Annotated in this window: 22 protein-coding genes; 12 read left to right on the top strand and 10 right to left on the bottom strand. The window is 65.4% G+C overall.

Annotated features, from left to right (window positions below; translation table 11 throughout):
- Positions 1-6: 6 nt before the first annotated feature.
- Both ACYQ77_RS23025 and ACYQ77_RS23020 read right to left on the bottom strand, forming a co-directional pair.
- Positions 7-1,746: a UvrD-helicase domain-containing protein gene (locus ACYQ77_RS23025; protein ID WP_459714564.1), complete on the bottom strand. Its 1,740-nt coding sequence runs from the start codon at positions 1,744-1,746 to the stop codon at positions 7-9.
- Entirely contained in the window at positions 1,743-3,611 is a 1,869-nt protein-coding gene (locus ACYQ77_RS23020) for an ATP-dependent nuclease (protein ID WP_459714562.1), read from the bottom strand. The genes ACYQ77_RS23025 and ACYQ77_RS23020 overlap by 4 nt, the downstream gene beginning before the upstream one ends.
- A 758-nt stretch (positions 3,612-4,369) precedes the next feature.
- On the opposite strand from ACYQ77_RS23020, the gene ACYQ77_RS23015 reads away from it, so the two are divergent.
- Together ACYQ77_RS23015 and ACYQ77_RS23010 are read left to right on the top strand one after the other, a co-directional pair.
- Complete coding sequence (locus ACYQ77_RS23015; protein ID WP_459714560.1) at positions 4,370-4,777, top strand: hypothetical protein; 408 nt, start codon at positions 4,370-4,372, stop codon at positions 4,775-4,777.
- A 28-nt stretch (positions 4,778-4,805) separates the two neighbouring features.
- On the top strand, positions 4,806-5,138 hold the full coding sequence (locus ACYQ77_RS23010) for a hypothetical protein (RefSeq protein ID WP_459714558.1): 333 nt from the start codon (positions 4,806-4,808) through the stop codon (positions 5,136-5,138).
- Positions 5,139-5,327: 189 nt separating this feature from the next.
- Here the strand turns inward: ACYQ77_RS23010 and ACYQ77_RS23005 are convergent, their stop codons facing one another.
- Complete coding sequence (locus ACYQ77_RS23005) at positions 5,328-5,555, bottom strand: hypothetical protein (RefSeq protein ID WP_459714556.1); 228 nt, start codon at positions 5,553-5,555, stop codon at positions 5,328-5,330.
- A 46-nt stretch (positions 5,556-5,601) separates the two neighbouring features.
- Here ACYQ77_RS23005 and ACYQ77_RS23000 point away from each other — a divergent pair, with 46 nt between their 5' ends.
- Entirely contained in the window at positions 5,602-6,498 is an 897-nt protein-coding gene (locus ACYQ77_RS23000) for an abortive infection family protein (RefSeq protein WP_459714554.1), read from the top strand.
- 127 nt (positions 6,499-6,625) lie between these two features.
- Entirely contained in the window at positions 6,626-7,681 is a 1,056-nt protein-coding gene (locus ACYQ77_RS22995; RefSeq protein WP_459714551.1) for a hypothetical protein, read from the top strand.
- Positions 7,682-7,766: 85 nt separating this feature from the next.
- On the opposite strand, the gene ACYQ77_RS22990 is transcribed toward ACYQ77_RS22995, so the two are convergent.
- Positions 7,767-8,624 carry a helix-turn-helix domain-containing GNAT family N-acetyltransferase gene (locus ACYQ77_RS22990; protein ID WP_459714549.1) on the bottom strand — a complete coding sequence of 286 codons (858 nt, stop codon included), beginning with the start codon at positions 8,622-8,624 and terminating at the stop codon, positions 7,767-7,769.
- 91 nt (positions 8,625-8,715) lie between these two features.
- A complete protein-coding gene (locus ACYQ77_RS22985) occupies positions 8,716-9,390 on the bottom strand; it encodes a M28 family metallopeptidase (protein WP_459714547.1) in 675 nt (224 codons plus the stop codon).
- Between the two features lie 53 nt (positions 9,391-9,443).
- On the opposite strand from ACYQ77_RS22985, the gene ACYQ77_RS22980 reads away from it, so the two are divergent.
- On the top strand, positions 9,444-10,502 hold the full coding sequence (locus tag ACYQ77_RS22980) for a hypothetical protein (protein WP_459714545.1): 1,059 nt from the start codon (positions 9,444-9,446) through the stop codon (positions 10,500-10,502).
- An 83-nt stretch (positions 10,503-10,585) separates the two neighbouring features.
- On the opposite strand, the gene ACYQ77_RS22975 is transcribed toward ACYQ77_RS22980, so the two are convergent.
- The 4 genes from ACYQ77_RS22975 to ACYQ77_RS22960 form a co-directional block, all read right to left on the bottom strand.
- Entirely contained in the window at positions 10,586-10,786 is a 201-nt protein-coding gene (locus ACYQ77_RS22975; protein ID WP_459714544.1) for a hypothetical protein, read from the bottom strand.
- Positions 10,787-11,071: 285 nt separating this feature from the next.
- Positions 11,072-11,878, bottom strand: a complete 807-nt coding sequence (locus ACYQ77_RS22970; RefSeq protein ID WP_459714542.1) for an RNA polymerase sigma factor — start codon at positions 11,876-11,878, stop codon at positions 11,072-11,074.
- Positions 11,879-12,248: 370 nt separating this feature from the next.
- A complete protein-coding gene (locus tag ACYQ77_RS22965; protein WP_459714540.1) occupies positions 12,249-13,109 on the bottom strand; it encodes a TetR/AcrR family transcriptional regulator in 861 nt (286 codons plus the stop codon).
- On the bottom strand, positions 13,088-13,339 hold the full coding sequence (locus ACYQ77_RS22960; protein WP_459714538.1) for a TetR/AcrR family transcriptional regulator: 252 nt from the start codon (positions 13,337-13,339) through the stop codon (positions 13,088-13,090). The genes ACYQ77_RS22965 and ACYQ77_RS22960 overlap by 22 nt, the downstream gene beginning before the upstream one ends.
- A gap of 40 nt (positions 13,340-13,379) precedes the next feature.
- On the opposite strand from ACYQ77_RS22960, the gene ACYQ77_RS22955 reads away from it, so the two are divergent.
- The 3 genes from ACYQ77_RS22955 to ACYQ77_RS22945 all read left to right on the top strand — a co-directional run bounded on the left by ACYQ77_RS22955 (position 13,380) and on the right by ACYQ77_RS22945 (position 16,104).
- Positions 13,380-14,072 carry an NAD(P)H-dependent flavin oxidoreductase gene (locus ACYQ77_RS22955; protein WP_459714536.1) on the top strand — a complete coding sequence of 231 codons (693 nt, stop codon included), beginning with the start codon at positions 13,380-13,382 and terminating at the stop codon, positions 14,070-14,072.
- On the top strand, positions 13,990-15,078 hold the full coding sequence (locus ACYQ77_RS22950) for a tannase/feruloyl esterase family alpha/beta hydrolase (protein ID WP_459714533.1): 1,089 nt from the start codon (positions 13,990-13,992) through the stop codon (positions 15,076-15,078). The genes ACYQ77_RS22955 and ACYQ77_RS22950 overlap by 83 nt, the downstream gene beginning before the upstream one ends.
- Before the next feature lie 195 nt (positions 15,079-15,273).
- Positions 15,274-16,104, top strand: a complete 831-nt coding sequence (locus tag ACYQ77_RS22945; RefSeq protein ID WP_459714531.1) for a hypothetical protein — start codon at positions 15,274-15,276, stop codon at positions 16,102-16,104.
- 300 nt (positions 16,105-16,404) lie between these two features.
- Here the strand turns inward: ACYQ77_RS22945 and ACYQ77_RS22940 are convergent, their stop codons facing one another.
- Complete coding sequence (locus ACYQ77_RS22940; RefSeq protein ID WP_459714529.1) at positions 16,405-17,286, bottom strand: MerR family transcriptional regulator; 882 nt, start codon at positions 17,284-17,286, stop codon at positions 16,405-16,407.
- A gap of 121 nt (positions 17,287-17,407) precedes the next feature.
- Between ACYQ77_RS22940 and ACYQ77_RS22935 the strand changes: the two genes are divergently transcribed.
- The 4 genes from ACYQ77_RS22935 (at position 17,408) to ACYQ77_RS22920 (ending at position 23,276) form a co-directional block, all read left to right on the top strand.
- The gene (locus ACYQ77_RS22935) at positions 17,408-17,563 is read left to right on the top strand and encodes a hypothetical protein (protein WP_459714527.1); all 156 of its coding nucleotides are present in this window, start codon (positions 17,408-17,410) and stop codon (positions 17,561-17,563) included.
- A 373-nt stretch (positions 17,564-17,936) separates the two neighbouring features.
- Entirely contained in the window at positions 17,937-18,836 is a 900-nt protein-coding gene (locus tag ACYQ77_RS22930) for a radical SAM protein (protein ID WP_459714526.1), read from the top strand.
- On the top strand, positions 18,833-19,246 hold the full coding sequence (locus tag ACYQ77_RS22925; protein WP_459714524.1) for a DUF6375 family protein: 414 nt from the start codon (positions 18,833-18,835) through the stop codon (positions 19,244-19,246). The genes ACYQ77_RS22930 and ACYQ77_RS22925 overlap by 4 nt, the downstream gene beginning before the upstream one ends.
- Before the next feature lie 7 nt (positions 19,247-19,253).
- Complete coding sequence (locus ACYQ77_RS22920; protein WP_459714522.1) at positions 19,254-23,276, top strand: NACHT domain-containing protein; 4,023 nt, start codon at positions 19,254-19,256, stop codon at positions 23,274-23,276.
- The last annotated feature ends 142 nt before the right edge of the window (positions 23,277-23,418 follow it).

Here is a 23,418-nt window from a genome sequence, read left to right as displayed (position 1 = left end):
GTGACGTTAACCGAGTAGCAGTGGGACATGCCTCTCGTGCAGGTGCTCGGTGAGCTGATCGATGTCGTCTGGTGGGATGGCGATGGCGAGCAGCCGTCGTGCGCGGGTGACGGCCACGTACCAGTTGCGGAGAAGTTCGTCGGCAGAGGGATTGCCGCTGGCCCAGTGTGATGCGGCGTCGTCGTCTGGCACAAGAAGGAGCACGCCTTCGTGTTCGTCGCCCTTGACCTGGTGAATGTTGTCAGACCGGTAGGGGGCAGCGGTCGTGCGTGAGAGCTTCGTGCCTTCGGGCTTGCCACGTAATTGCCCGATCGTTCCTCTGGGAGCCGCGTTCGGTGGACAGGGCCAGGTTTTCAGCTGTGCGTTGACGTCTTTGTGCCATTCAGCGTGGGGTTCGGGCAGGGCATGCAGGAAGGCGTAGGCATGCCGGATGATGTGGCTGAATTCGACGTCGGCTGTGGTGCATCGCGCCTCGATGCTGCCTGAGGCTGCTACGTCGGGGTACCAGTAGCGGATGAGCAGCCGGGAGCTGATCCGTAGGGCGTCATCGACCTGGTCGGGATCGGCTGTCCCCGAATGCACAACTCGCCAGGCGTGGGCGAGCAAGGTGGCTGCGTTACCGGCTGGGCGTCGGCCCTTGGCGGGCAGGTGGGTGCGGCGGTAGGCGGTGACCAGGCAATCCGCTGCGCCGACCGCGTACGTCTCGGCATGCTCGAGGAACACGTCGACTACAGGCCGCTGGCTGGGCGCATGCTGTGCCGCGCTGCCTTTCGGGAACCTGGTGGGCAGCAGGATCACCGGCGGTTCCGGGGTTGATGACCGGACAGCTAGGTCGGGCGGTCTGGACCCGGCCCGGAGGGTGGCGGCAAGCCGGCATACCGTGGCGGAGCTGCGCCAGTTTCCCGTGAGTTCGATGGTCTGGCCGAGCTGGCCTTCGAGGCTGCTGAGTCGTGCCAGGTCGGCATCACGCCACCCGTAGATCATCTGGTCGGGGTCCGCGACGACGACAAGCGGGATGCCGATGTGGTGCAGCCGGTCCAGGAGCTCCAGGTCGGTCACTGAGCAGTCTTGAGCTTCGTCGACGACGATCTCCGCGAACCGTGAACGAAGAGGACCGGTGAAGTTCTCGCCACTCTCCAGGTACTTCAACGCCAGGAGACGGCTCTCATGGCCGGTCACGTAGCCGGCTTTCATCTGGTCGTCCCGCACAGCGAACGCCTTCTTCGACCAGATCTCCCAGCCGAACTTGCTCGTGCTGATGAGGCGTGTGTGCTCGTGCGACAGCAGGTCTTCTCTGATCGATTCTTTTCCGCTGATTGGGTCGCGTTGGAAAGTGAAGGCGCTCAGCGGAACCTGACGATCGAGCTGGACTTCAGCCTGCACACGATCCCAGGAGTCGACGAGTTGCAGCGTCTGACCGGCGGGGAGGTTGGGCACGACCAGGACTTCCCAGATGCACGCGTCCAGGGTGCCAATGTAGTGCGGGAAGAGGGCAGCGTCGGGCCTGCTCTCGCGGTGGCAGCGGCTTCGCATCTGCGCCGCCGCGGCCCGGGTGAAGGAGAGCAAAGCACGTCCTTGGCGCAACGCTGCTGCGGGGCCGCGTAGGTGCCTGGAGACGATGACGTGGGTTTTGCCAGCGCCGGGACAGGCTCGGACGAACAGCGGGGCGGTCGCTGCGATGGCCAGTTCTTGTGCCGCGATTGCTTCTTCTTGTGCCGAGATGACGTGTTCGACCGCGCTGGTCATGAGCGTGCCGGTTCCGTGGTCGGCGCGTCGGCGATATAGCGGATCGCATGGACGAGGTTCTCGGGCACGACGAAACCGCAGTCGGGGACCAGCAAGTCGGCGAGGGCGTGCGCGAACTCCGCCTTGTAGATCGGTCTGCCGGTGGCCTCGGGCTCTTTGCTCTTCTCCACGAACAGCAGCCGGAACAGCTCGGGCCGCTGCTCGACGGGCGCGTCGGCTACTCGCTTCCACCGGTGTTGCGAGCGCGGCGCGCACTCTTCGAAAGCCTGTTTCAACAACGCCTCGTTTTCTGGGCACATCAGGGTCGGTTCGAACGTGCGCGGAGCCAGGAACAGATCCATGACCGTGGTGTCAGCGCCGAGTTGTTGGGCGAGAGCGCGGGCTTTTATGACCCGGGACGGTACGTCGCCGTCCTCGGAGGAGTCCGTGTCGGTGATGACGGCAACTCGCTGGCCGATGCGGACGTTACCGACCGGGGTCAGCAGCACCTTCAGGTAGGGCTCGAAATCCACCCCGTCGACCAGGATCACCGTCGAGCCGTGGAAGCGGTCCATCGCCTCCTGCGCTTCTCGGCGCGCCGTCGGCTCGGCGTCTGGTGGTGCGGCGAGAACCAGGTCGGCCATCGCCGGCAGCAGCAGCGCCTCGGACAGCCCTTCGACCAGCACGGTCCGCGCCCCGTAGAGCATCGCGCTCTTGGTGACGTCGATATAACGGTCGAGCTGCTTGACCTGCTTGCTAGCCAGTTCCAGATCGGCGACCGGTACGGCCTGGGCGTGCCATCCTGCGGCTCCCAGACGCGGACCGCGGGCCATCACCACCAGGTCCTCCACGCTCACCGCAGCCGACAACACCGGCGAGTGCGTGGTCAGCACCACCTGGATGTGCCCTGCCGGCTCCGCGGGACTGGGATTGGGGCGTTGACGAGACTGCGCTGCGCGCCTCTTGAGATACCGGAGCAACAGGGTCTGCAGCTGTGGGTGCAGATGTGCCTCGGGCTCCTCGATCAGCAACAGCGTGAGATCGGCCTCGCGTGCGGTCTCGAGCTCAGCCAGCACCGTGGCGATGTAGAGCGCGTTCGCATACCCCAGACCTGAGGTATCGATCGACGCGGTCAACGGCAACTCCGCGTCACCGAGCAGCATCCGCAACGCCCGCGAGATCGCGGCCAGATTGGCGTCCGTCACCGTCAGACCGGCCTGTTGCCGATGCGCGCCCGAAGTGATGGCCCCCAGCGGCACGCTGACAGCCGTGCCGACTGCCTGCACCGCCTCGTCCTCGACGAGTCCCTTGAGATGGACACCGGCACGTTCGACGAACGCGTCGACCGCTTCCTGGCCACCCAGCAGCGCCTCCATCATGACCCGGATACGGACGCCACCAGCACCGCCGAGATCACGGACCGCGTCACGGAGCGCAGGCAGGTGCACATGACGAATCGCGGTGCGCAGGGCCGGCTCGCCGGGCACGTCCCGGCCCTCGCCGACCTGCCACGTCGTTGTTCCCCGCCTGCGACCCAGAGGAGGGCGGGTGTAGGACAGCGACCAGCGTGCCGATCGTTTGCCGTCGGGCGTGGCACCGGGCAGGAACGCTTCCCGGTAGGTCCCGGCGTGGTCGGGGTCGATGTCGGCCAAGATCGTGTCCAACTTGACCTGATCCTCTGGTCCACATGCGTCGAACACATCCTGTTCGGTGATCACCAGACCGCGTCGACCATCCAGAGGCTCGGTGACCTGCCGCAACCCGTCGATCACGCTGGTCTTACCAGCGTTGTTCTCACCAGCGAGAACGGTCACGTCAGGACGCAAGCGGACCCGGACTTGCTGGCAGGACCGAAAGTTCTTGATCTTAATCTCGGAGACGAACATGAAACTCCATAAGCGACGACGCGTTCCTGATTACAGCGCCGCGATCCCATCGATGCCTGAGTGCGTCCTGCGAACCCGAATCGAGGCTAGTCGAACACGCTGAGCTGACCGGTGGCACTTCTCGGCATTCCAAACTCAACTGTGGCGCGGTACGGCTCCTCGATACGAAGCCCTCGGCGAGGGGACCTTCGCTCATATGCGGATGCGGGCATGTCTCTCCGGTCGTGTGTCGGCGGCTGTCGAACGGCTATGTTGGTCTGTGCCAAACCTGATCACGCCGTTGTGTGTGGACCCGTCGCGATCGGACGGCGAGGTGTTACATCCAGTCGGGACCGCACCGCAAATCTGCTCGCTCAACTCCGACCGGTACCGCGGCGGTCACCGCGACTGTGGGTAATCGACCGAAGGCGGGGCGGCTGTGTCACGGGTTGTGAGCGTGACGCCAGGCCGTGGTCGGCTCAGAGAAACATGGCGCATACGCGACGCGATGACGCACGTAGGCGCGGTGTCGCTGAGGAGGGCACATGGATTCGACATATGAAGCGGCATGGCTGCCTTTTGCGGATCAGGCAAAGGGTGTTGATCCGACGATCTTGGCAGTGTCATATATGGAAGGACTGTGTGAGGCTCGCCGGATTCGGGGAGTGTTGGTGACTCACCAACGCAACGACGTTGCCACCCCGAGTCTCGAGCGGTTCGCTGCGAGAAACCAGAGTGTCACGCTCCGCTCCACCGGCGCAGTTCGGGAGGGTGGTCCCGTGCTGGTCGACGTGCCGAACGCGCGATTGCTCGAGCTCGCACATCGCATCGCGGACGGGGGATCGCTGTGCGCGGTCGAAGGAGCGTTTCGGCTCGCTGGCTGGGCCACCGCGACCAACGCGATCAATCTCGTGACCGGGCGGCGACCCGAACCACTACCCGAACCTGCCGTGGAGGAACTGGCCGCGCTCCTTCGGGCGGGTAACAACGGATGGCACGACCAGCCGGGCAAACGGGACGCGAAGCGCATCCTCCGTGAGCTCGTAGCGATCATGCCGGAGGTCGACGCCGACTTCGTCGTCGGTTACATGGTCGCCAACGGAGCCTTCGGCGACGACGTTGAGGGACTACGGAAGCTCATGCCGGTACAACACGTCACTGTCAGCGTCCCTGTCGAAGACCTCTGATCGCGGCTCAGCAGACTGTTCGCGGTGCGTGGGTGCTATCAACGGCATCCGCGTGCTCGAGATCGAGGCGACCGCACGCGCAGAGGACAACTCCCCGGCGCGGATCGTGCGGATCGCCGAGGCAAGCCCGCAAGGGCGCGGCCAGCGGCCGACGGGCCGGATCCTAAGGCCTCTGGTGCCTGGCGCGACGATCGCCGCCGTCTTGATCGCGGGTATCGGGAGTCTGCTCTGTGACCGCTCTTCTGTATCGAGCGTGCCCTCGTCGTGCTCGTCGCCGCGTCCCCATGTCCCCTGGCGATCTTCCGTGCCGGTCGTGGCCGCGAGCAAACTCGGTGTTCTGGTCAACGCTGAGCGGCGCTGAAAGCACCTCGGTGCGGTTGTCGGTGTGGCGCTCAACAAGACCGTCGTCCGTCACGGCCAACCGATTCCCCTCGTTGGCGTCACCGCTGCCCACGGCGTCACCCGCCAGCACTTGCTCGACATTGCCGCAGCACTGGAAGCCCGCAGCGGGCACCTTCTTGCCTCGAGACCCTCGCCGCCGTTGACGAGGTCAACCCGGCCGCCGGTGGCAGGCACCGGGCTCACCGGTCATCGCAAAGGGACGAGTGCTCCGGCGCGTCCCTAGCTGGATGCGGGTGTACTCGCCGTCGACGTTGATCGCATGCAGCACTCCGGAGGTACCTCCTCCATCCTCGTCGAGGATGACGGCCGCGTGATCGGCACTGTCGCGGTCCGCGACGAGCTCCGCGCCGAGGAGGCCGAGGTAGCGGCTCGGCACCGATTACCTCGTCGTCGGATCGGCTGCACCCGGGTAGCATTTCGTCGTGATCACGGATGTCACCAGGCGGGCCATCTTCGACGAGCTTCATCTCGGCTCGTTTCGGTGGGCGGGGCGTCTCGAGGAAACGGAATTCCTGAGCCGCGTGTATCAGCTCGACGAGCTGCCATCGAACGATCCTCGGTTCGAGGATGCGTTCGGCGACATCTGGCAGCACCGCGTCAACAACCTGGACTGGGGTCGCGACTGGGTCTTCTACGACGATCGGTTCGGTCTTCTTCAGGACGAAGAGAAGTTCCTCCAGTTCATCGCCGCCACTGTGCACCCCGTGGTCCGTCCCGACCAGGACGAGCTGGAGAAGATGCTGTTCATATACAACCGGCATCTAAACCCGGACGGGTGGGAGATGGTCGAGGTCACCCGGATCTCGGGTCGGCCGGTGTTCGCCGCGCGGAGCATGCTCACCGTGCCCAGTTCAATTCGCCATGTCGAAAAGTCGATTGTTGCGGGAGACACGGTTTATCTCACGAGACAGATCACGCGAATGGAGGCGGCCATCGAGACCGACCCCGAGCTTGCCATCGGCACTGCCAAGGAACTCGTCGAAGCCGCTTCTGTCACCGTTCTCGAGGCAATGGGGGTGACTGTCGACAAGAGCTGGGACCTGACTCGTGTCGTCAAGGAGGTAGGAAAGCGGCTCAAGATATCACCCGACGAGGTCAAGCCCGGTGCTGTGGGCGAAGCGTCGATCCGTAAGGTGCTTGGCAGCCTCGCGGGGGCCGTGGCAGGAACGGCGGAGCTGCGGAACCTGTACGGCACCGGTCACGGCAAGGCCACGAGTGTGAGCGGGCTTGGTCCCCGTCACGCGCGACTTGCCGCCGGAGCCGCGTCCACGCTCGCTGTGTTCATCTTCGAGACCTACAACCAGCGAACCCAGCGATGAGGGAAACTTTCCTCAACGCTGCCCGGCGCGGACGGATCAAGAGGATGGTGGACGGCCACCAGTATCGCCTCCGTTGTCGCCGAGCTCCACGATCTCAGCGCAGAACCAGGAAAGGGCCAGTGCTCGGATGACCGAGAGCGAGATCACCAATCGCCGGTTCGGTCGGGAGTTCGTGGCTGAACAACGGCGTCGCTACGGCCATCGCTCGCCGGAGCAGCGCGAGTTGACTTACGACATCGCTGTTGAGGATCAGTACGAGCCATGGCGGCAGTGGCTGGATGACCAGCTTTCCTTACTGCCCGCACACGATGCTGAGACGTTGGCGGGCAAGGTGTGGGTGGACAAGGATTTCTGGACGGTCAACTTCGAGCTGGCCGTCGGTGCGTGGCTGCGTGAGCAAGAGCTCTGGGTCGCATATGAGCAAGAGTGGGATGGCGTTACACCTGACTGGACCATTCTGTCCGACACAGGGCAACCAATGGGATTCGTCGAGGTGCACACGCACAACCCCGCCGCAGACATTTATGCTCAGATGAAGAGCTGGCACGCCCTCGTCGAACGGATCAAGTCCATTCCGGTCCCCGTGGTATTGCGATTGGCCCCGGCTAACGAGCCACCTATCCCGCCTGATGCAGGCACGGCGAAGAAGATCACTCACGAGCTGCGCTCGGCTCTTTTGGAAGCGTCAGAACAGGCCGCATTCACAACATGCGGGTACACGTTCGTCGTCGTGGGCGATCGTCGACGAGACGGTAGGCAAAAGGTGTCTCCCTACGGGATGCAGGCAGCCTTCGAACCACCCAGCAGTCTGGCGGGCTCGGTGAGCGCTCACTCGTTGCTTGAGCGAGTGAAGGAAAAGGTGCGCAAATACCGCCCACTCGCTAACCGGCACCAAGTGCCCTTGTCGGTCGCAGTAGGAGCGCACCGTTTCACAGGAGTTCAACTCCGGCATGTCGACGAGGCTCTTGCCGGAGCCGAGGCGCCGATCATCAACCTCCAGTTCGGTACAGGCGACCCCTGGGTCGAGGAGACAGTGCCCTGGACTCCCGTCGAGCCGTGGGAAATGCCAGCCGATCTTGCCGAACTGTTATGGATCGACAACGGCTCCTGGCCGTTCACGATCACTCGGCGACCCAATCCAGGTGGAAGAACGACTCCGGCACACGAGTGCCCCTCAACCTGAGTTCGATAGGCGGGCCCGACATGACGAGCACCCACGGTTTAGATCACACAATCAGCGGTCAAGTCAGTGCTTCTGATAGACGGCGTCAGCTTCGGGCGGGTCGGTCGACGGTGTCGGCGCGGCGTTCGATGAGGACGGTGTCGTGCCAGGTGCCGTTCACCTGCGCGATGCGGTCGCGGATGCCGACCGTGCGGTAGCCGGCCTGGTGGTGCAGTGCGATGCTCGCGCGGTTCTCGGTGAAGATCGCGGTTTGCGGGGTCCAGAGCCCTGCTTCGTCGGCGGCCACGACTTGCCGGCGGATCAGGGCTTTGCCGATGCCCTTGCCGCGGTGCCCGTCGGCGACGTAGATCGAGCTTTCGGCCACACCGGAGTAGCACTCGCGGCTGGAGACGGGGGACAGGGCGGTCCAGCCGACGACCTCGCCGTCCTGTTCGGCGACCCAGCGGTGGTCGGGGAGCCACTTGGCGTCCAGTGACGCGCGCGAGGGGACGGTGGTCTCGAAAGTGGCGATGCCGGTGTCGATGCCTTCGCCGTAGATGCGGCGGACGGCGGACCAGTCGCCGGGTTCGAGAGCGCGGACGGTGATGTCGGCGGGGGCCTCGGGTGGGCAGCAGGGGCGGGGTGCGAGCAGGCCCATGACGGCGTCGGCGGCGTGGGGGAGCCCGACGCAGCAGGCTTCGTTGACGACGACGCGGGTGCTGGTGCCTTCCTTGTGCAGCTTGAGGAAGCCGACGTCGGCGAGTTTGCGGATGTGGTGGGAGCAGGTGGACTGGCTGATGCCGAGCAGCTCGGTGAGCTGGCCCACCGTGAGACCGCCTGGGGTCGTGGCCACGGTGTGCAGGAGCCGGACGCGGGTGGGTTCGGCGAGGCTGGCGAACCATTCGGCGTAGGTCGCGGCTTCCTGGTCGGGGAGGACCGAGGCGGTGGGCACGGTGGCGGTCATGACGCCGAGTATCGACGTGGATCGATGATGCGTCAAACAGCGACCTGCGCGAGGTGGTGGACGGTGGCGACGACCAGGCGGGTGGCCGCGATCAGGTGGCTGGGTCGACGCGCTCCGGGGTTTCGGCGGGGGTCTGGTAGCCGGGGATGCCCATGCCGATGCCGATCGCGGGCAGGCCCGCCGCGGCGTAGCGGCGGTTGTCCGACGCCATCGAGCCCGCGCGGAGCGGGACGCCGGTCTCGCGTCCTGCCTGGTCGAGTGCGGCGAGCAGGGCGGTGGCCGGGCCGCCGGCCTCGACCGCGGCCGCGTCGCCGAGTTGGGCGGCGCTGTCGACGTTGATGACCGGTGTGCCAGGTGGCACGTGGGGTGCGTGGTGGGCGGAGCCTTGGGCGCCCGCCTCTTCGGCGTCGAGGAGCGCGACCGCGATGCCGATGCCCGTTGGTGCGAGGAGGCGGGCGGCTTCCAGGACGACGGCGATGCCCGAGGCGTTGTCCGCGGCCGCGGGCAGGCGCTGGTCGGGGTCGTCGCCGACGCCGTCGTGGTGCGCGGTCAGCAGGACCGCGGGGGCGCCGTCGGTGAGGACGGCGTGGATGTTGGTGCCGGTGGTCTCGACGGTGCGCAGGGGAACCGAGATGGTGACCTCCCCGCCTTCGGCGACCATCCGGGTGTGCAGGTCGGTGCGGACGGCGAGGAGTGGGCGGTCGCCCTGGCGTGGGCCGGCGATCATCTTCGGCATCCAGCCCTCGGCGTCGGCACCCCGGGGCACCAGTGCGTCCGCGATGGCGACCGTGCGGGTTCGGGGAGGTCGGCGGAGGCGAGGTGTTCGACGAAGTCGCGGCGGTGCACCAGATCCTGGCCGCGCCAGCGGAGGGTGGGTGTCGCGTACAGGTCGCGCACGTCGTGGACCGGGAAGGTCTCGGTGGTGACCGTGACGCCAAGTTGGGTCAGTTGCTGCACCAGCCATTGTGCGGCCGCCCGGCCGCCGGGCGCGAAAACTGCGCGACTGAAACGCGACGAGCACGGATACTCGTTCGTATGCTCCCCCCGTTGTCGGAGGACGAGTTGTTGCACGCGCAGCGTTGTCTCGACTACGCGCGCACGACAGCCGTCCTGCAGGAAGATCACGATGTGCCCAGTGCGGCGGCGCAGTTCGAACAGGCGTTGTGCAACGCGCTCGCGGCGATCGTCCATGCACGCTGGCCAGGCTCTGAGGTCGACAACAAGGGGAAGGTGAAGTCCGCGAAGGTACTTCTTGAGGTGATCGTGGCCGAGGAGGCCAAGGCGGGGCAGGTCGGGCCGGTCCTGAAACTCGAGGAGCCAGATGCTTCGCCGCCGTTGCCGGTCGCGCGTATCCCGGGTTGGGAGGTGCCCGCCGCCGAACCGGGTGTCCGCGTCGAGGTGGCACTTCTTCGAGAGGCGTTGCGCGCTACGGCTCCACGTCGCCACGGGAACCCGGGCAAGAGGTCGTTGGAGCCGAAGCACATCGAGGCGCTCGCCAAGCTCGACGCGCACCCCGCGCTCAACTCGTTGCACAGCGAGTACGGCGACCGGCAGGAGGCGAAGGAACGCGTCCGGGACCAGTGGCGGCGTGGTCAAGCGGCGAACTACCTCGAGATGCTGAGTGAGAAGGAGATCGAGCGGAGGATCCGGGCGGCCCAGGACCTGTTGCCGTTCGACCCGAAGGATCGGCTGGACAGTCTCGGGCTGCAGGAATGCCCGGTTTGTGATCAGGAGACGTTGCTGGTCGAGCATCTCGATGACTTCGGCGCCGGAATCGGTGCGGGCACCTGTTTTGTGTGCGGCTACTGCCGGAGCGCAGCGGTGGTGGACGACGAGGCTTGGCGGTTCATGTGGTCGAACAAGTGGGTGCACGAGTAGCCGATTCGGAACTGGGCGGACACGTGTACCGGCCCCGGGGCTCAGCTGTCGTTCAAGAGCCCCGGGGCATGGTGTCGTTGTTGCTACTTGTTCTCGGTGACCGTCGTGTCGGGGTGCCGACGTGCGGTCGACTCCTTGACGTACCGGCCGGTGATCGCACTGCGGTGCGAGGTCCCCGAGGACCGGCTGCCGCCCGAGGAGACCGCGACCGAGGTGCGGGGGTGCCGGGCGGCGGCCGCCGAGCTGATGTACCTGCCGGTGATGGCACTGCGGTGTCTGGCCATGATGTGGACCAGCCTTTCTTGGGAAGCCCGGTTCCGAAGTTGGAACCGGATCACCGAAGGTGTAAGTGCCGGAGCCGGGCTTATCCTTCGCCCTCGGTGGATTTTCTTGATGTGTTTGTTGGTGTGCGCACCCACCGACCGGTCACCACAGCCCGGCGGAGGGTCGAGGTGTTGGTCGTCGACGCGGCGACCAGCCGACGGGCGACGGTGCGGGGCACGCTCGCTCGTGCCGCTCGCGCGTCGGGGGTGCCCAGGGAGGACCGTTCGATCAGCTGGTTGATGGTTTCATGATGCTCGTTCATCGGGCTCCCTGCGTTGTGTCATGCGTTTGCGGTGCCTGCTGAAGATGCTTTCGAGGGCTTTGAGGCTGATTCCGAGCCGTTGCGCGATGTCCTCCTGCGGGTGGCCCTCGGCGTAGAGGACGAGGGCCTGCTGGGTTCGTTCCGGTAGTTGGGCGAGTGCCCGTTCGACCTCGTCGCGCTGCACGGCATGGTGTTCGACGCTGGACCGGTCGATAACACGGTCTGAGTCGATCTCGTCGGGGCCGCGGTGCTGGTGGTGCTTGGTGGTTTCGCGGTGCCACTCGCGGTAGTGGTTGGCGAACCGGATGAGGCACTGACCGATGAAGAACGTCTTGAGGGTAGCGCCCTTGGTGTGGTCCCACCGATGGGTGAGCAGGACCTGCTCCCGGAACTTCTGCAAGGCGACCGCGACCGTGAGGTGAGCCAGCCCGTCCCGGTCGTCGATGTCCCAGCCGGGTTCCGGGAGCGGTGGGAGTGCGCCGAACCCGCGGGCCTTGACACGCTCGAAGATCGTGCCCTTGTACATCCAGCTGCTCAGCACGGCCAGCCCGTAGCGGGCCAGTTCCTCGGCGAACCGGTCGTACTCGGGCCCCTGGAAGCTCGACCACTGGAGACGGTCGATGAGCTTCGCGTCGGCGAGCAGCCGGTCGAGACGGTCCGCGGCGGACTCGTCGTCCCGAAGCCACTGCCGGGGCACCGGCCTGACCTGCTGCTCGCCGGGATATCCCGGTTCTAGCCGCGCGAGCTCCTGGCGCGTCGCCGGTGGCGACCGTCGAGGCTGCTCGTGCATAGCGCTGACCCTCCGGGGCGGGCACTGACCTCCAGAACAAGGAGCTCACTGCCCTCTTAGGTGCGCGGTCCTCCGAAATCCTTCGCCCGAGTTCAAGATTTTTTAGGGCACTGGTCGGCCCCTGTCGGCCGACACGCGTGCACATGGGTACAAGTGTTCGACAAGAAGCGTAAACCGCGTGGTCCGGACGGACTTGCAACCACGCCGGAGGTCGGGTTCCGGCTGGAAACGCCCAGGGCAGGGCCCTAAGAGTTCGAGGTGTCGGAGTGCGCAGCCTGGTCGAGCAAGGCCTCAGCGATAGCGTGCAGGTCGCGGGCGATTTCGGGGCGTCGGCGCACGTGGCCGGTGCGGGCAACGTCGTTGATCACCATCAGTGTCGCTTGAACGTGAAACGGGCGGTGGGCTCGTCCAGGCCGGGGCGGTCGGTGCGGAGCAGGCGGACCCATTCGGCAACGTAGTCGTGCTGGAGCTGGCGGATCTCGTGGCGTTGCTGGTCGGGGAGGTTCATCACCTCGGACACGAGGGCGCCGATCAGGTCGCTGTGGGACAGGGCGAGCTGGATGTAGGAGTCGAGCGCGCCGTGCAGGGCGTCGTGCGCGGTGGACGCCGACACCAGGGCGCGGGACATGTCCAGCTGGAGTGTGCCCGCCGCGCGGGTGAGTGCCGCGACGAGCAGGTCCGACTTGACCGTGAAGTGGTTGTAGACGCTGGCGCTCTTGATGCCGACCGCGGCGCCGATGTCGTCCATGCTCACTGCGTGGTAGCCGTGCTGGTTGAACAGCTTCGTGGCGGCGGACAGCAGCGCTTCACGGCGTGAACCGGGGGCGAGGCCGCTTCCAGGTTCCGGTGCCGCCGGCATTGTCGGTGCGTCTTCGCCCAGGTCCCGGGTCGCGCAGACCGTCCCCGCGAAGTGGTGCAGCAGTGCGGCCAGCTGTTCGGCGGGCATCTCGGTGGCGTGGTACGACGGGCTGGTCAGGATGGCGAGCACGGCCCAGGCCAGCAGCTCGGCGTCCGATTCGGACAGGTCCGGGCGGGTGGCACGCAGCGCGGACGACAGCCGGTTCGGTACGACGAAGAACCGCTGCCGCATCTCGGCGCGTTGCTCGTCGGTGAGGTGGCGGGACTCCCTCGTCCACAGGATCCCGATGTCCCGGCGCTCGACCGCGCGGGCGGCGAGCCCGGTGAGCATCGCGTCGAGGTCGTCCGCGCTCACCGATTCGACGGCTGACACTGCGCGGTCGAGTCCGTCGATGATGGTGCGGGCGAGTAGCTCCTGCTTGTTCCGAAGTGGCGGTAGAGCGCGCCCGCGGTGATGCCGACCGTGCTCGCGACGTCCTCCGTGCCGACGTTGTGGTAGCCGAGCCGGTAGAAGTGGTCCGCTGCAACCGCGATGATCTGCGTCTTCCGGTCACGTGGCTGGCGTCGCGCCGCCGCTGGCGCTCGGTCTGTCACTGCGTTCATCGGCCTTCCCGTACCCGCGGGTCGCGGGACTTCGCTCGTCGTGCACCGCACCAACGAGCGGCTCGCGGCCGACGTCGATTGCCTCGTACGGCGCCGCGTCGAGATCGTCATCACCAGCGTCGGCTCGCCGGCCGCGGTCGTCGGGCCGCTCCACGATGCCGGGTGCCTGGTTTTCGCCGACGTGGCCACGATGCGGCACGTCGACCGCGCGCTCGACGTGCGTGTCGACGGGCTCGTGTTGTTGACCGCCGGTGCCGGCGGCCAGACCGGGTCGGCGAACCCGTTCGCGTTTGTCCGGGCCGTCCGCGCGCGGTTCGATGGGCCGATCGTCCTCGCAGGCGGGGTGTCGGACGGCGCCGCGGTCCTGGCCGCCCGCGCGCTCGGCGCCGACCTGTGTTACCTCGGCACCAAGCTCATCGCCACCACCGAGAGCCTCGCCGACGACGCCTACCGCCAGGCCGTCGTCGACGCAGGTCTCGACGACGTCGTCGAGACCTCACTGCCGAGTGGACTGCCGGCGAACTTCCTCCGCTCGTGGTGGGAGTCGCGGCCGGAGTTCCGCTCGGGTGACGCCGCCGCCATGTCCGGCGGGTTCGCCCACTACTGCACCGTACTTCGCGGGCTGCTCGAACGGCGGCCGCCAGGCGCTGATGGAGGCCCAGCTCTACCCGGACGACTTCGACGGCATCATCGCCGGTGCCCCGGGCAACAACCTCACCGCCCTCGCTGGTGAGTTCTTCCCGTGGATCGCCCAGGCGAACACCGACCGGTCCGGCCGCCAGATTCTGAACGCCGACAAGCTCCAACTCCTCAACACCAAGGTCCTCGCCGCCTGCGACACCGAGGACGGCCTCGCCGACAACATGCTCAGCGACCCGCGCAGCTGCACGTTCGACCCCGCCACCATTCGCTGCCCGAACGGCACCGACCGCACGGACTGCCTGACAAGCGCACAGGTCGAAACCGTGCGCAAGATCTACCAAGGACCGGTCGACGACCGCGGCCGCCGCCTGTTCCCCGACAGTCTGCCCCGCGGCACAGAGCTCGCCTGGCGGGGCTACGTCGTCGCCCCACAAGGGCAGAGCATGAGCGGCTTGGCCGCACTCGGCCTGAACTACCTGAAGTTCTTCGGCTCGTGGGACAACCCGCCCGGCACCTTCACCCTCGCCGATCACCGCTTCGACATGCGGACCTTCACCAAGCTCCGCCAGATGAGCGGCATCTACGACGCCACGGACCCCGACCTCAGTAGGTTCCGCGACCGCGACGGCAAACTGCTCATCTGGCACGGCTGGTCCGACCCCGCGATCCCGCCACCAGCAGCATCGCCTACTACCATGCCGTCACCCAACGGATGGGCGGACTACGCGCCACCCAGGAGTTCGCCCGCCTGTTCCTGTTCCCCGGCGTCTACCACTGCACCGGCGGCCACGGCCCGGACATCGCCGACATGTTCACCCCGATGTACGACTGGGTCGAACACGGCAAGGCACCGGACCGCATCACCGCCACGAAGAAGAGCGGTGACCAGGTCGTGCGCACCCCGCCCAGCCTTCCCGTACCCGCTGCAGGCCCGCTACGACGGCATCGGCAACCCCGACGACGCAGCCAACTTCGTCGCTACCGCACCGCGACGTCCAGCCGATGACACCTTCCCCTGGCTGGGTGACTTCCGCTCTGGATACCGGCAGACCTGCCTTTGGGAAGGCACACGGCTCGTCTGCGAACGCACCCCGTAACGACCAGCGGACCGGGTGGGCGGCCCCGCGGCCACGCACCCGGTCGAGCTGGCGTGCAGGCGCAACGGCGAACATGCCACGAGCGATATCGGGGTGGTGAGACCGATATCCAGGGGGAGAAGGCTATTGCGGCAGCGCAGCCACGCCTATGTGCGCTGTGCGTTCGCCGTCAGCCGTGATCCCCATGCGGCGGGTATGGAGGCCCTGTTCGACCATGCGTTGAACAACGGCTTGGCCGTCATCGTGTCGACCGCCTGGCCGGGAGCGGAACTCGAAGTGCGTCGCAACGGAGGCGCAGAACCACGTGTGAAGGCGGCATCGGGTCTCCTGGACGTCCTCGTCGAGAAGGCCGGGAGTCCCGGCAGCAGCGTGACCGCGTCCGGCACTGACCTGGCAGACGGTCAGGTTCGGGTGTTGAGCATCGCGAGCGCACCGGAGACGATTCCGGCGACCGTGACGCTCACCGTGTCGAACCTCCCAGAAGGACAGCCGCCGCCCCAACTTTTCCTCCCGATCGGGGCAGAGCACGACAGTGGCGTGGACGTGGTTCGGATCGAGGTTGCGACGCTGCGGGAAGCGATCCGGATCGTCCACCGAGTACGTCACGGCCGAGCACGGCAGGGTGAGCTGGAGCGGCACCACGTTGACGCGCTTGTCGCGCTCGATGGGCATTCCGAGCTCAGGGGGCTCCTGGATGCGGAGATCGACGCCGACTACGTCCGCGATAAGGCTCAAGACCTGTGGCTACGGGACAACGCCACCAGATACCTCGCGCTCCTCGACGAGGAGGAGATCCAGCGCCGCGTGGAAGCCGCTGACTACTGCGGGTCGTCCTCTGGCGGCTACGAGACATTGCAGGAATGCCCGGTCTGTGGGAACGAGACCCTCGTGGCCGAGAGCATCGACGACTTCGGCATCGGTATCGGCGCCGGCACCTGTTTCGTGTGTGGATACTGGCGAAGTCCCAGAGAAGTCGACGAAGCCGCACAGGACATCCGGCTGGAGTACGTACTCCGCGACGACTGAGAGCTTGGCATAGAGCAAGGAACGCGGGGATGCGTGTAGGGCCTCGCCGCGAGTGGCATATTGATCTTCTGCGACCTGCTGGTTCCGAGCTGTCTCACCCGATGTCACTCAAGATCGGTTTCAATCACGTGGCACTTTCTTCGGCGGGAGCGTGTGCGGCGACGGATCGACCCTGCGGCGAGACGCCGTTCCAACGCCTCCGCGAGCGCACTCCTGGCGGCAGAAGTCGCGTTGCGATTTCAGCAACCGCGGCGCGGTCTAAACGAGCTGGATCTCATGTCGCTGCTGCCCACCAGCCCGTCACAGCCATGGTTGGGTTGGTGGGGCAGGAGCCCGGCGGACGCGGTTTGCGACGTCTGGGTGCATGGCCTGTACTCCGAGCGTAGTGAGCAGGTTGCCGCAGCACTGCGCGAGTGCCAGTTCTGGGTTCAGAGGTGCGTACAGGTTCGGCTGGTCCTCGGGAGTGGCGGCGGCGAGCGTTGGGTGCTTCGCCGCGTATTCGGCGAAGGTGAGTAGGTGGGCGTGGCGGGCGTCGCGGAAGTCGTCGTCGGTGATGGCGCTGTTACGCAGGAGGGCAAGGGCGGTCAGCCGGGCCCGGAGGAGGTGGACCGTGGTCTCGGCCATGAGCGCGGCCTCTGGGTGGCCGATGGCCCGGCGCACCTGGCCGTGGCCTGGCTCGAACACAGCTCGGACGGCTTGTTCGAGCTGGTCGAAGTCGGCGCCGCGCCCACCTGCGTATGCCACCTGGGCGAGGACGTCCCGTAGACGTGTACGCGCAGCGTGTGTTGCTTGTGGGTGGGTCAGGTGGGCGAGGAGTTCTTGCGCGGTCTGCCGCGCGACCTTCTTGCTCGTCGTGGCGTCGTCGAGCCAGGTTGTCAACGCGATCCGCACCTGACGAAGCGGGACGTGGCCCTCACCCCAGTACATCCACACGAAGACGGGGATTCTGGCCAGGCTTCTGATCCCGTTGTTGTGCCGATGGTGCAACAGCGTGACGAACAGCTCTCGCTGGGCGGGCGAGTAGAGCGCTGGCAACGAGCCGTGGCCCTTCCCGGCAGGTCGCCGCGTCGGGGCGTCGAGCAGTCCCGCCGCGGTCCAGGCACGGATCATCCGGGGCGTCACGCTCTCACCCATGCGCTCGGCGTCGGTGACCAGGTCGTCGATCGTTCCTGGCTCGATCACGTTAAGCACGCTATGGAAATTACATGAATCTGGCGTGCGCCATACCTCACGCAGGCCACAACCGTCGTGCAACGCTGTATGAGGTAGCGGTCATCGCAGGTGATGAGAGGAGGTGATGGCCATGGCACGGGCTGGCGCAGGTGATGCGTTCGGCGATCCGCGCAAGTGGCTGGCGATCGCCAATCTGCTCGTATCGCTTGGCGTGCTGCCCAAGACCTGGCAGAAGGGCATTGGCACCGCCGCCGTTCTGCTCTGGCTGTACCACACATGGAGGTGAGAACACGCCGAAAAGGGCCCGGATTGTCACAGAGGCCGCTCAAATGATCGACCTAGATTGCACTCTGCTTGGCATGTCGATCTTGTTTGACTTGCGGCTTCGCGTCAGCCTCACGGGATGGCGTCCAAGATCACTGTCAGTGCGGTGGCACTTCCTCAACGCCGCCGTGATCGCGATGACGAGCGGGCGACGAACAAGGTCCGGCACCGGGGAGAACACGCGCTCGTGTGTGTTCGTTCTGGTGCCGGGCTGGTGGTTGGCGCGTTTGACTTGCGCAACCTACTCGCCACACGGACCTGCAGGTCCCGAGTCGATGCCGTACGGTGTTGCACCGATCAAGGCCAGCAGCACAGTGAGTAACGGGGTGGTGTCGATGACGTGCAAGATCCGCCTGTCCGAAGCTGGAGTGCATCTGTTCGACCGCGTGTCCGGACTAAACGTTCTGCTTGATGAGATCACTGTGCCTGCCGAGGAGCTCTCAAGCGCTCCCCGGTACCTGTCGATTGCGTTGACAAACGCCTGTGAGCTCCGGTGCGGCTACTGTTACGCCCCAAAACACGCCGCCATGCTGAATGTGGATCGTGTGGTCTCCTGGGCAGCTGAACTTGATGGCGCTGGGTGTCTCGGTGTTGGCTTCGGAGGCGGCGAGCCCACATCGCACCCGCGCTTCGCTCAACTCTGCGCACAGATCACCCGCTCCACCTCGATGGCAGTCACTTTCACGACGCATGGGCATCGCCTCACTCCCTCTCTCGCCGACGCGCTGCGGGGGGTTGTGCACTTTGCGCGCCTGTCCGTTGACGGCGTCGGCGTCACCTACGAGCGGCTCCGAGGGCGGCCCTTTGCCGCCGTCGCCGACGCGGCTGCGCGGCTTCGGTCTGTGGCTCCGATCGGCATCAACACGGTTGTGAACGCGGACACTGTCGGCCAGCTTGATGACGTGGCCGAGTTCGCTGCCGACGTTGGAGCGTCAGAGCTCCTCCTGCTACCGGAGCAGCCAACCGCGGTCACACCGGGTATTTCCGAAGCTGATGCAGAGCGTCTCGTCCGTTGGGTGCAGGTTGCTAGGCCCCCGGTGCGGCTTGCGATCTCCCGTTCCGGGTTCGAAGCCTCTGTGCCGACCGTCGAGCCCATTCGTGGTGAGCGTCCTCTGGACGCACACCTGCACGTAGACGCGACCGGCGTCCTTCGTCCTCATGCGTACGCATCGACGGGAACTTCGATCGCGGACTCCATCCTGGAGGCAGTCCATATGCTGAGGCAGGCAGTGTGAAAATCTGGCGTAGCTACGGCTCCGAGCACTCGATGGACCTAGTGCTAATCGGCACGTTTGAGACGATCTCCGGTGCGGAGGCGGCGATCGAGCGGATGCAGGCCCTGAAGGCCCTCGCGGAAGCTGAGTGGTCCGACGGCGACTGGATGCACCCCGAGGAACGCATGCCTAAAGCAGTAACCGAGGAACTCCTCAAGCTGAACCTCTACGAACTAGGCCGCTCCGACGTAGACATCTACGCGATGGAGCACACGATCGAGCGGAAAGAATCAACCGTTCGCGTCTGGACTGAGGAGTCTGACGTCCAGGGCTTCCTGAAGGTACTCATCCACCTCGGAGCGCGCGTCGAGGTCTTCTCCCGCCGCCAGTGGAACGAGGACGGGACGCCACGGACGAACGAGAACAGCTGAGGCAAACGTGGATCTAACCCATTTGGCGCGGCTGCCTGGTGCCGCGGACGAGAACTTCGAGGTTCTTACCCGAGCGATCGTGTCGCGCCGCTTCGGCGCATTGGGCACACTTCGCGAGCGGCGCCAACAGCCCGGCGTCGAGTTCTACCTACGGGTCGAACACCCTGGCGCACTCGGTGATCCAGGCCGTGTTTGGGGGTGGTCGTGCAAGTGGTTCATCCTCGAGCAGAACAACGAACTCACCAGCGGACAACGCAGCCAGATCAAGACGTCGCTCGACAAGGCGATCAAGTACGTCGACGGGCTGACTGACTTTGTGCTTTGCCTGCCCCAACGTCCAGCAAAGAAGGACGAAAAATGGATCGATGACCTTGGCCCCGCCAAGGGCATTTCGGTCCAGCTGTGGGCGGCGGAGAACTACGATGCTGAGCTCTCCGGACACGACGAGCTACGTTCCACCTTCTTCGGGGAACTTGTCCTGTCTCCGGAGTTGCTCGCGAAGGCCCACGAGCGTTCCGTCGCCCCGATCGCCGCGCGCTGGATACAGCCGCTGCACACGTCGAACCATGTGGAGCGGCAGATCGAAGGCGCCCTCTTGCGTCCCGCTTCGTTCGACCAGCTTGAAGAGCACGTCAGCGACATTGCTACCCGCAGCAATGTGCTCCGTGAAGCCTTAGCTGACATCGACGATGAGTCCGTCCGCGTAGGCGCAGAGGCTGTCGCTGACGATCTTGATCGATTCGTCACTGATGTTCGGGCGATCGTTGACGCTGGACAAAACTGTCGGCCGATGGAGGCTCGAGAGCGCATCGCAGACCTGCAGCCACCGACCACGTCACCTCGCCAACTCCGTTTCCTTACCCTCCAGCTTAGGAGGCGGCGCCTCCCGGTGGCTCTCACCGTCACCGGCTTGGCGGCGGAGATCCGTGACGTCGTCCGGTGGGTGCAGGACACGCGGGCGGACATGCAGGCCCCGTTACTAGCGGTGGTTGGCGCGGCCGGGCTGGGTAAGACCTATCTGGCTGCTCAGCTGACCGCGTCAACAGATCGGCGATCAGCTGGGGTGTTCATCCAAGGCGGGCGGCTTCGAGCTGGTGGAAGTCTCGATGATCTGGCCCGGAGAATTCCGGGGCTGAAGGTTGAGCGTTTCGAAGATCTCCTCGCGGCTCTCAACTCGGCGGGTGCCCGTGCTGGCAGCCGCATTCCATTGGTGATCGACGGCCTGAACGAGGCCGAGCGCCCCTCGGAGTGGCGCCAGCTGCTCGATGAACTGATGCCGACGCTTGGCGACTACCCGGACGTGCTGGTGATCATTACACTTCGCGAGGCGCTTGCTGCTCGTGCGGTGCCGGCTGGGGCCACAACCATCGGTCTTGAGTGGCGCGAGTCCGAGGTCCACGACCTCGTTGAGGCCTACTTCGATCACTACCTGATCGAGGCTACTGGTGCCTGGCTGCCAATGGGCATGTTCGACAACCCATTGTTCGTCCGCATGTACTGTGAGGCCGCCAACCCGCTTCGCCAGAATCCGGTTGGTGTCGAGGCGTTGCCGACCTCGCTGATCGGTGTGTTCGAGCTGTACCGCGATGGGGTGATCCACCGGCTAGCCAATGACCCCGCACGGGTATCGATACCCGCTGACCAGATCAAGCGACGTCTCGCCACACTCGCATGGGAGATGTGGACCCGTCGGGCCCGCAAGCTCCCCTCTGATGATGCGAAGGCGATCCTCGATGCTGGAGAAATGAACTGGGACGAGAGCCTGTTCCGGCGCCTTGAGGAGGAAGGAGTGCTGTTCCGCGACGAGGTCGACGGCACCGATGACACCGAAACGGGGGTCCTCTTTGACCGTTTCGCCGGATACCTGATCGCTGACGCACTCCTCAGACGCATGACCTATGCCGAGGTCGAGGAACGTCTCGCAGACAACTCCTTGTGGGCGTCCCTTTTCGGCGAGGACGGCCATTCCCTCGGTGAAGACATTGTCGTCAGCCTGATCAGCGTGTTGCCCCGCCGGTTCAGAGGTCATCATCTCTGGCGTCTCGCCCCGGACCAGCATCGTTCCTGGGTACTAGCCCAAGAACTCAACTCAGAGTCTGAGTACCTCGATGACGATACGGTTGACGAACTCGTGACGTTGGTCATCACCTGGAACTCGACTACGCGCAGGCCGCGCCAGTATGGCGGCCACCATCCCTTCGACAGGCTGTGGGAGGTCCGCTCGTCCCCTGCACACCGCCTCAACGCTGCGTTCCTCGACCGGGCTCTTCGCCTGTTACCTCTGCCTGAGCGCGACCGCAGGTGGACTGAATGGGTTCGTCAAAGCGCAGGCGACCTGCTCGTGGACGAGCTCAAAGAATTGATCGTGTACTGGGCTGACAACCTCGACCGGGTCGAAGCCGACGACCTGAACGCGCTCGCGATCGCCTGGCTGCTTTCGTCCACGCATGAGGATACGAGGAATCTTGCGACGAAGGCACTGCAGCGCTACGGACGGCCGGAGCCAAAGCGTCTGTTCGGTCTTGCCGCTCGAATGCTGAACGTGGACGACCCGTACATCGTCGAGCGGGTCGTCGGTGCTGCGTTCGGTGCGGCCAGTGCCCACCAGATGCCCGATCCTGGGGGGCCGTTCGAGCACGCGCTCGGCGAGTTGCTCATCGAGTTGCGCGGCCGCTTCCTCGACGTAGGGTCAACCTTGACGGCCCATGAGCTGCTGCGTAGCTACGTACGGGCAACCTTCGAGTTCGCTGGAACTCTGCACGCTGGTGCCGTACCCGCTGGCATCGACCCATTCGCGCTGGCGTTCGCTGGCGCACCACCGGCTCCGGTAATGGCTGATGACGACCCGAACGCCAAAGAGTGCGACAGCACATTCGGTATGGACTTCGAGAACTATGTGATCGGGTCCGTCATCGAAGGCAGAGCAAACTACGACTTCAAACACGAGGGGTATCGCCGTGCCCGCGGCGAGGTCATGGCTCGAGTGTGGGACCTTGGTTGGCGTGCCGCGCTGCTCGGCGACATCGACCGGGCAATCGCCGAAGGCAACAGCCGGTTCGGGCGTGCACGCGCAAAGGTGGAGCGCTACGGCAAGAAATACGGATGGATCGCCTACTACGAGCTGATCGGTCGGCTCTCCGATGCCGGGCAGATCCGGGACCCTTGGGCCGGTGGTGGACGAAACGTGACACCTGACATCGACCCTTCCTTCCCCGACGAACCCCCAGTTGCTCCCTTTCCGCTCCCGGAGTGGGCACCTACCGGAACCATAGACGACAAGACGTGGCTACGAACCGGTGCGGTGGATATATCAGACGAGCTCTGGTCACCCAACGAGATCCACGACGTCGCCAGTGGATGGCTACTCGTGGAAGGGTTTTTGGAGCATCGACGCGATGGGCGATGCGTCTTTGGGTTCTTTCGTACGCTCCTGCTGGAACCGATCGATGTGGACCCCGCACTCGAGATGATCACCGAGCGCAAGTACCCCGGAAATGACTTCTTTCCCGAGCTTCCAACAGTGAGTGGTGTCTTCGCCGGAGAGGTGCCCTGGAGCCCTAGATTCGAGCTGCGCTACGACGACGATGCCCGCTACTCCAATCCTGGGTTACGTCAGAATTGGCAAGACGACGGTATCGGGTTCGAACAAGTGGCAGTGGACCTATCGCTCGGTGAAGGCGAATCACCGACGGCGCTGAAGCGGCCTTACGACGTGCCGTCGTTCAAGCTCGCTGCCCGGTTCGGGCTTCGTCAGCTGCCCGGCACCTTGGATCTCGTTGGCCTCGACGGCGCCCGAGCATCGGCGACCTTCCGTGCGGAGGGACCGTGGAGTGGACAACTGCTGTTCATACGCCGAGCCTTGATCGTCGAGTTCGCTGCCGAGCGCCGGATCGTGCAGGTTGGATGGGGAGAGCGCGAGGTATCGGTCAACTGGAGCGATGTGCCCGCTTGGGTCCGTGAGGCGCACCAGAGCTACGAGCATGTGTGGCGGGACATCCGGATACTCACCACACCTGAGCGCTCCGATTAGTGCGGCCGCTCTTGCACGCTTTTCCGTGCGCGAGGAGTTCGGTTAGCACGTGCGATACTCCCGTTGCCGTAGTCGTGAGATGGTCCGCCAGTACAGCGCCACGCGAATCAGCGTGTCGGTTCCCGGCTTGTCGACACCGGCT

The sequence above is a fragment of the Actinophytocola sp. KF-1 genome (genome assembly GCF_054661535.1).
This window is presented reverse-complemented; position numbering and strand designations above follow the sequence as displayed.

Coding starts and splice junctions, on each gene's coding strand:
- ACYQ77_RS23025 (WP_459714564.1), bottom strand. CDS start 1,746: ATGACCAGCGCGGTCGAACACGTCATCTCGGCACAAGAAGAAGCAATC.
- ACYQ77_RS23020 (WP_459714562.1), bottom strand. CDS start 3,611: ATGTTCGTCTCCGAGATTAAGATCAAGAACTTTCGGTCCTGCCAGCAA.
- ACYQ77_RS22995 (WP_459714551.1), top strand. CDS start 6,626: ATGACCGAGAGCGAGATCACCAATCGCCGGTTCGGTCGGGAGTTCGTG.
- ACYQ77_RS22990 (WP_459714549.1), bottom strand. CDS start 8,624: ATGACCGCCACCGTGCCCACCGCCTCGGTCCTCCCCGACCAGGAAGCC.
- ACYQ77_RS22975 (WP_459714544.1), bottom strand. CDS start 10,786: ATGGCCAGACACCGCAGTGCCATCACCGGCAGGTACATCAGCTCGGCG.
- ACYQ77_RS22970 (WP_459714542.1), bottom strand. CDS start 11,878: ATGCACGAGCAGCCTCGACGGTCGCCACCGGCGACGCGCCAGGAGCTC.
- ACYQ77_RS22960 (WP_459714538.1), bottom strand. CDS start 13,339: ATGAACGCAGTGACAGACCGAGCGCCAGCGGCGGCGCGACGCCAGCCA.
- ACYQ77_RS22950 (WP_459714533.1), top strand. CDS start 13,990: ATGGAGGCCCAGCTCTACCCGGACGACTTCGACGGCATCATCGCCGGT.
- ACYQ77_RS22945 (WP_459714531.1), top strand. CDS start 15,274: ATGGAGGCCCTGTTCGACCATGCGTTGAACAACGGCTTGGCCGTCATC.
- ACYQ77_RS22935 (WP_459714527.1), top strand. CDS start 17,408: ATGGCACGGGCTGGCGCAGGTGATGCGTTCGGCGATCCGCGCAAGTGG.
- ACYQ77_RS22930 (WP_459714526.1), top strand. CDS start 17,937: ATGACGTGCAAGATCCGCCTGTCCGAAGCTGGAGTGCATCTGTTCGAC.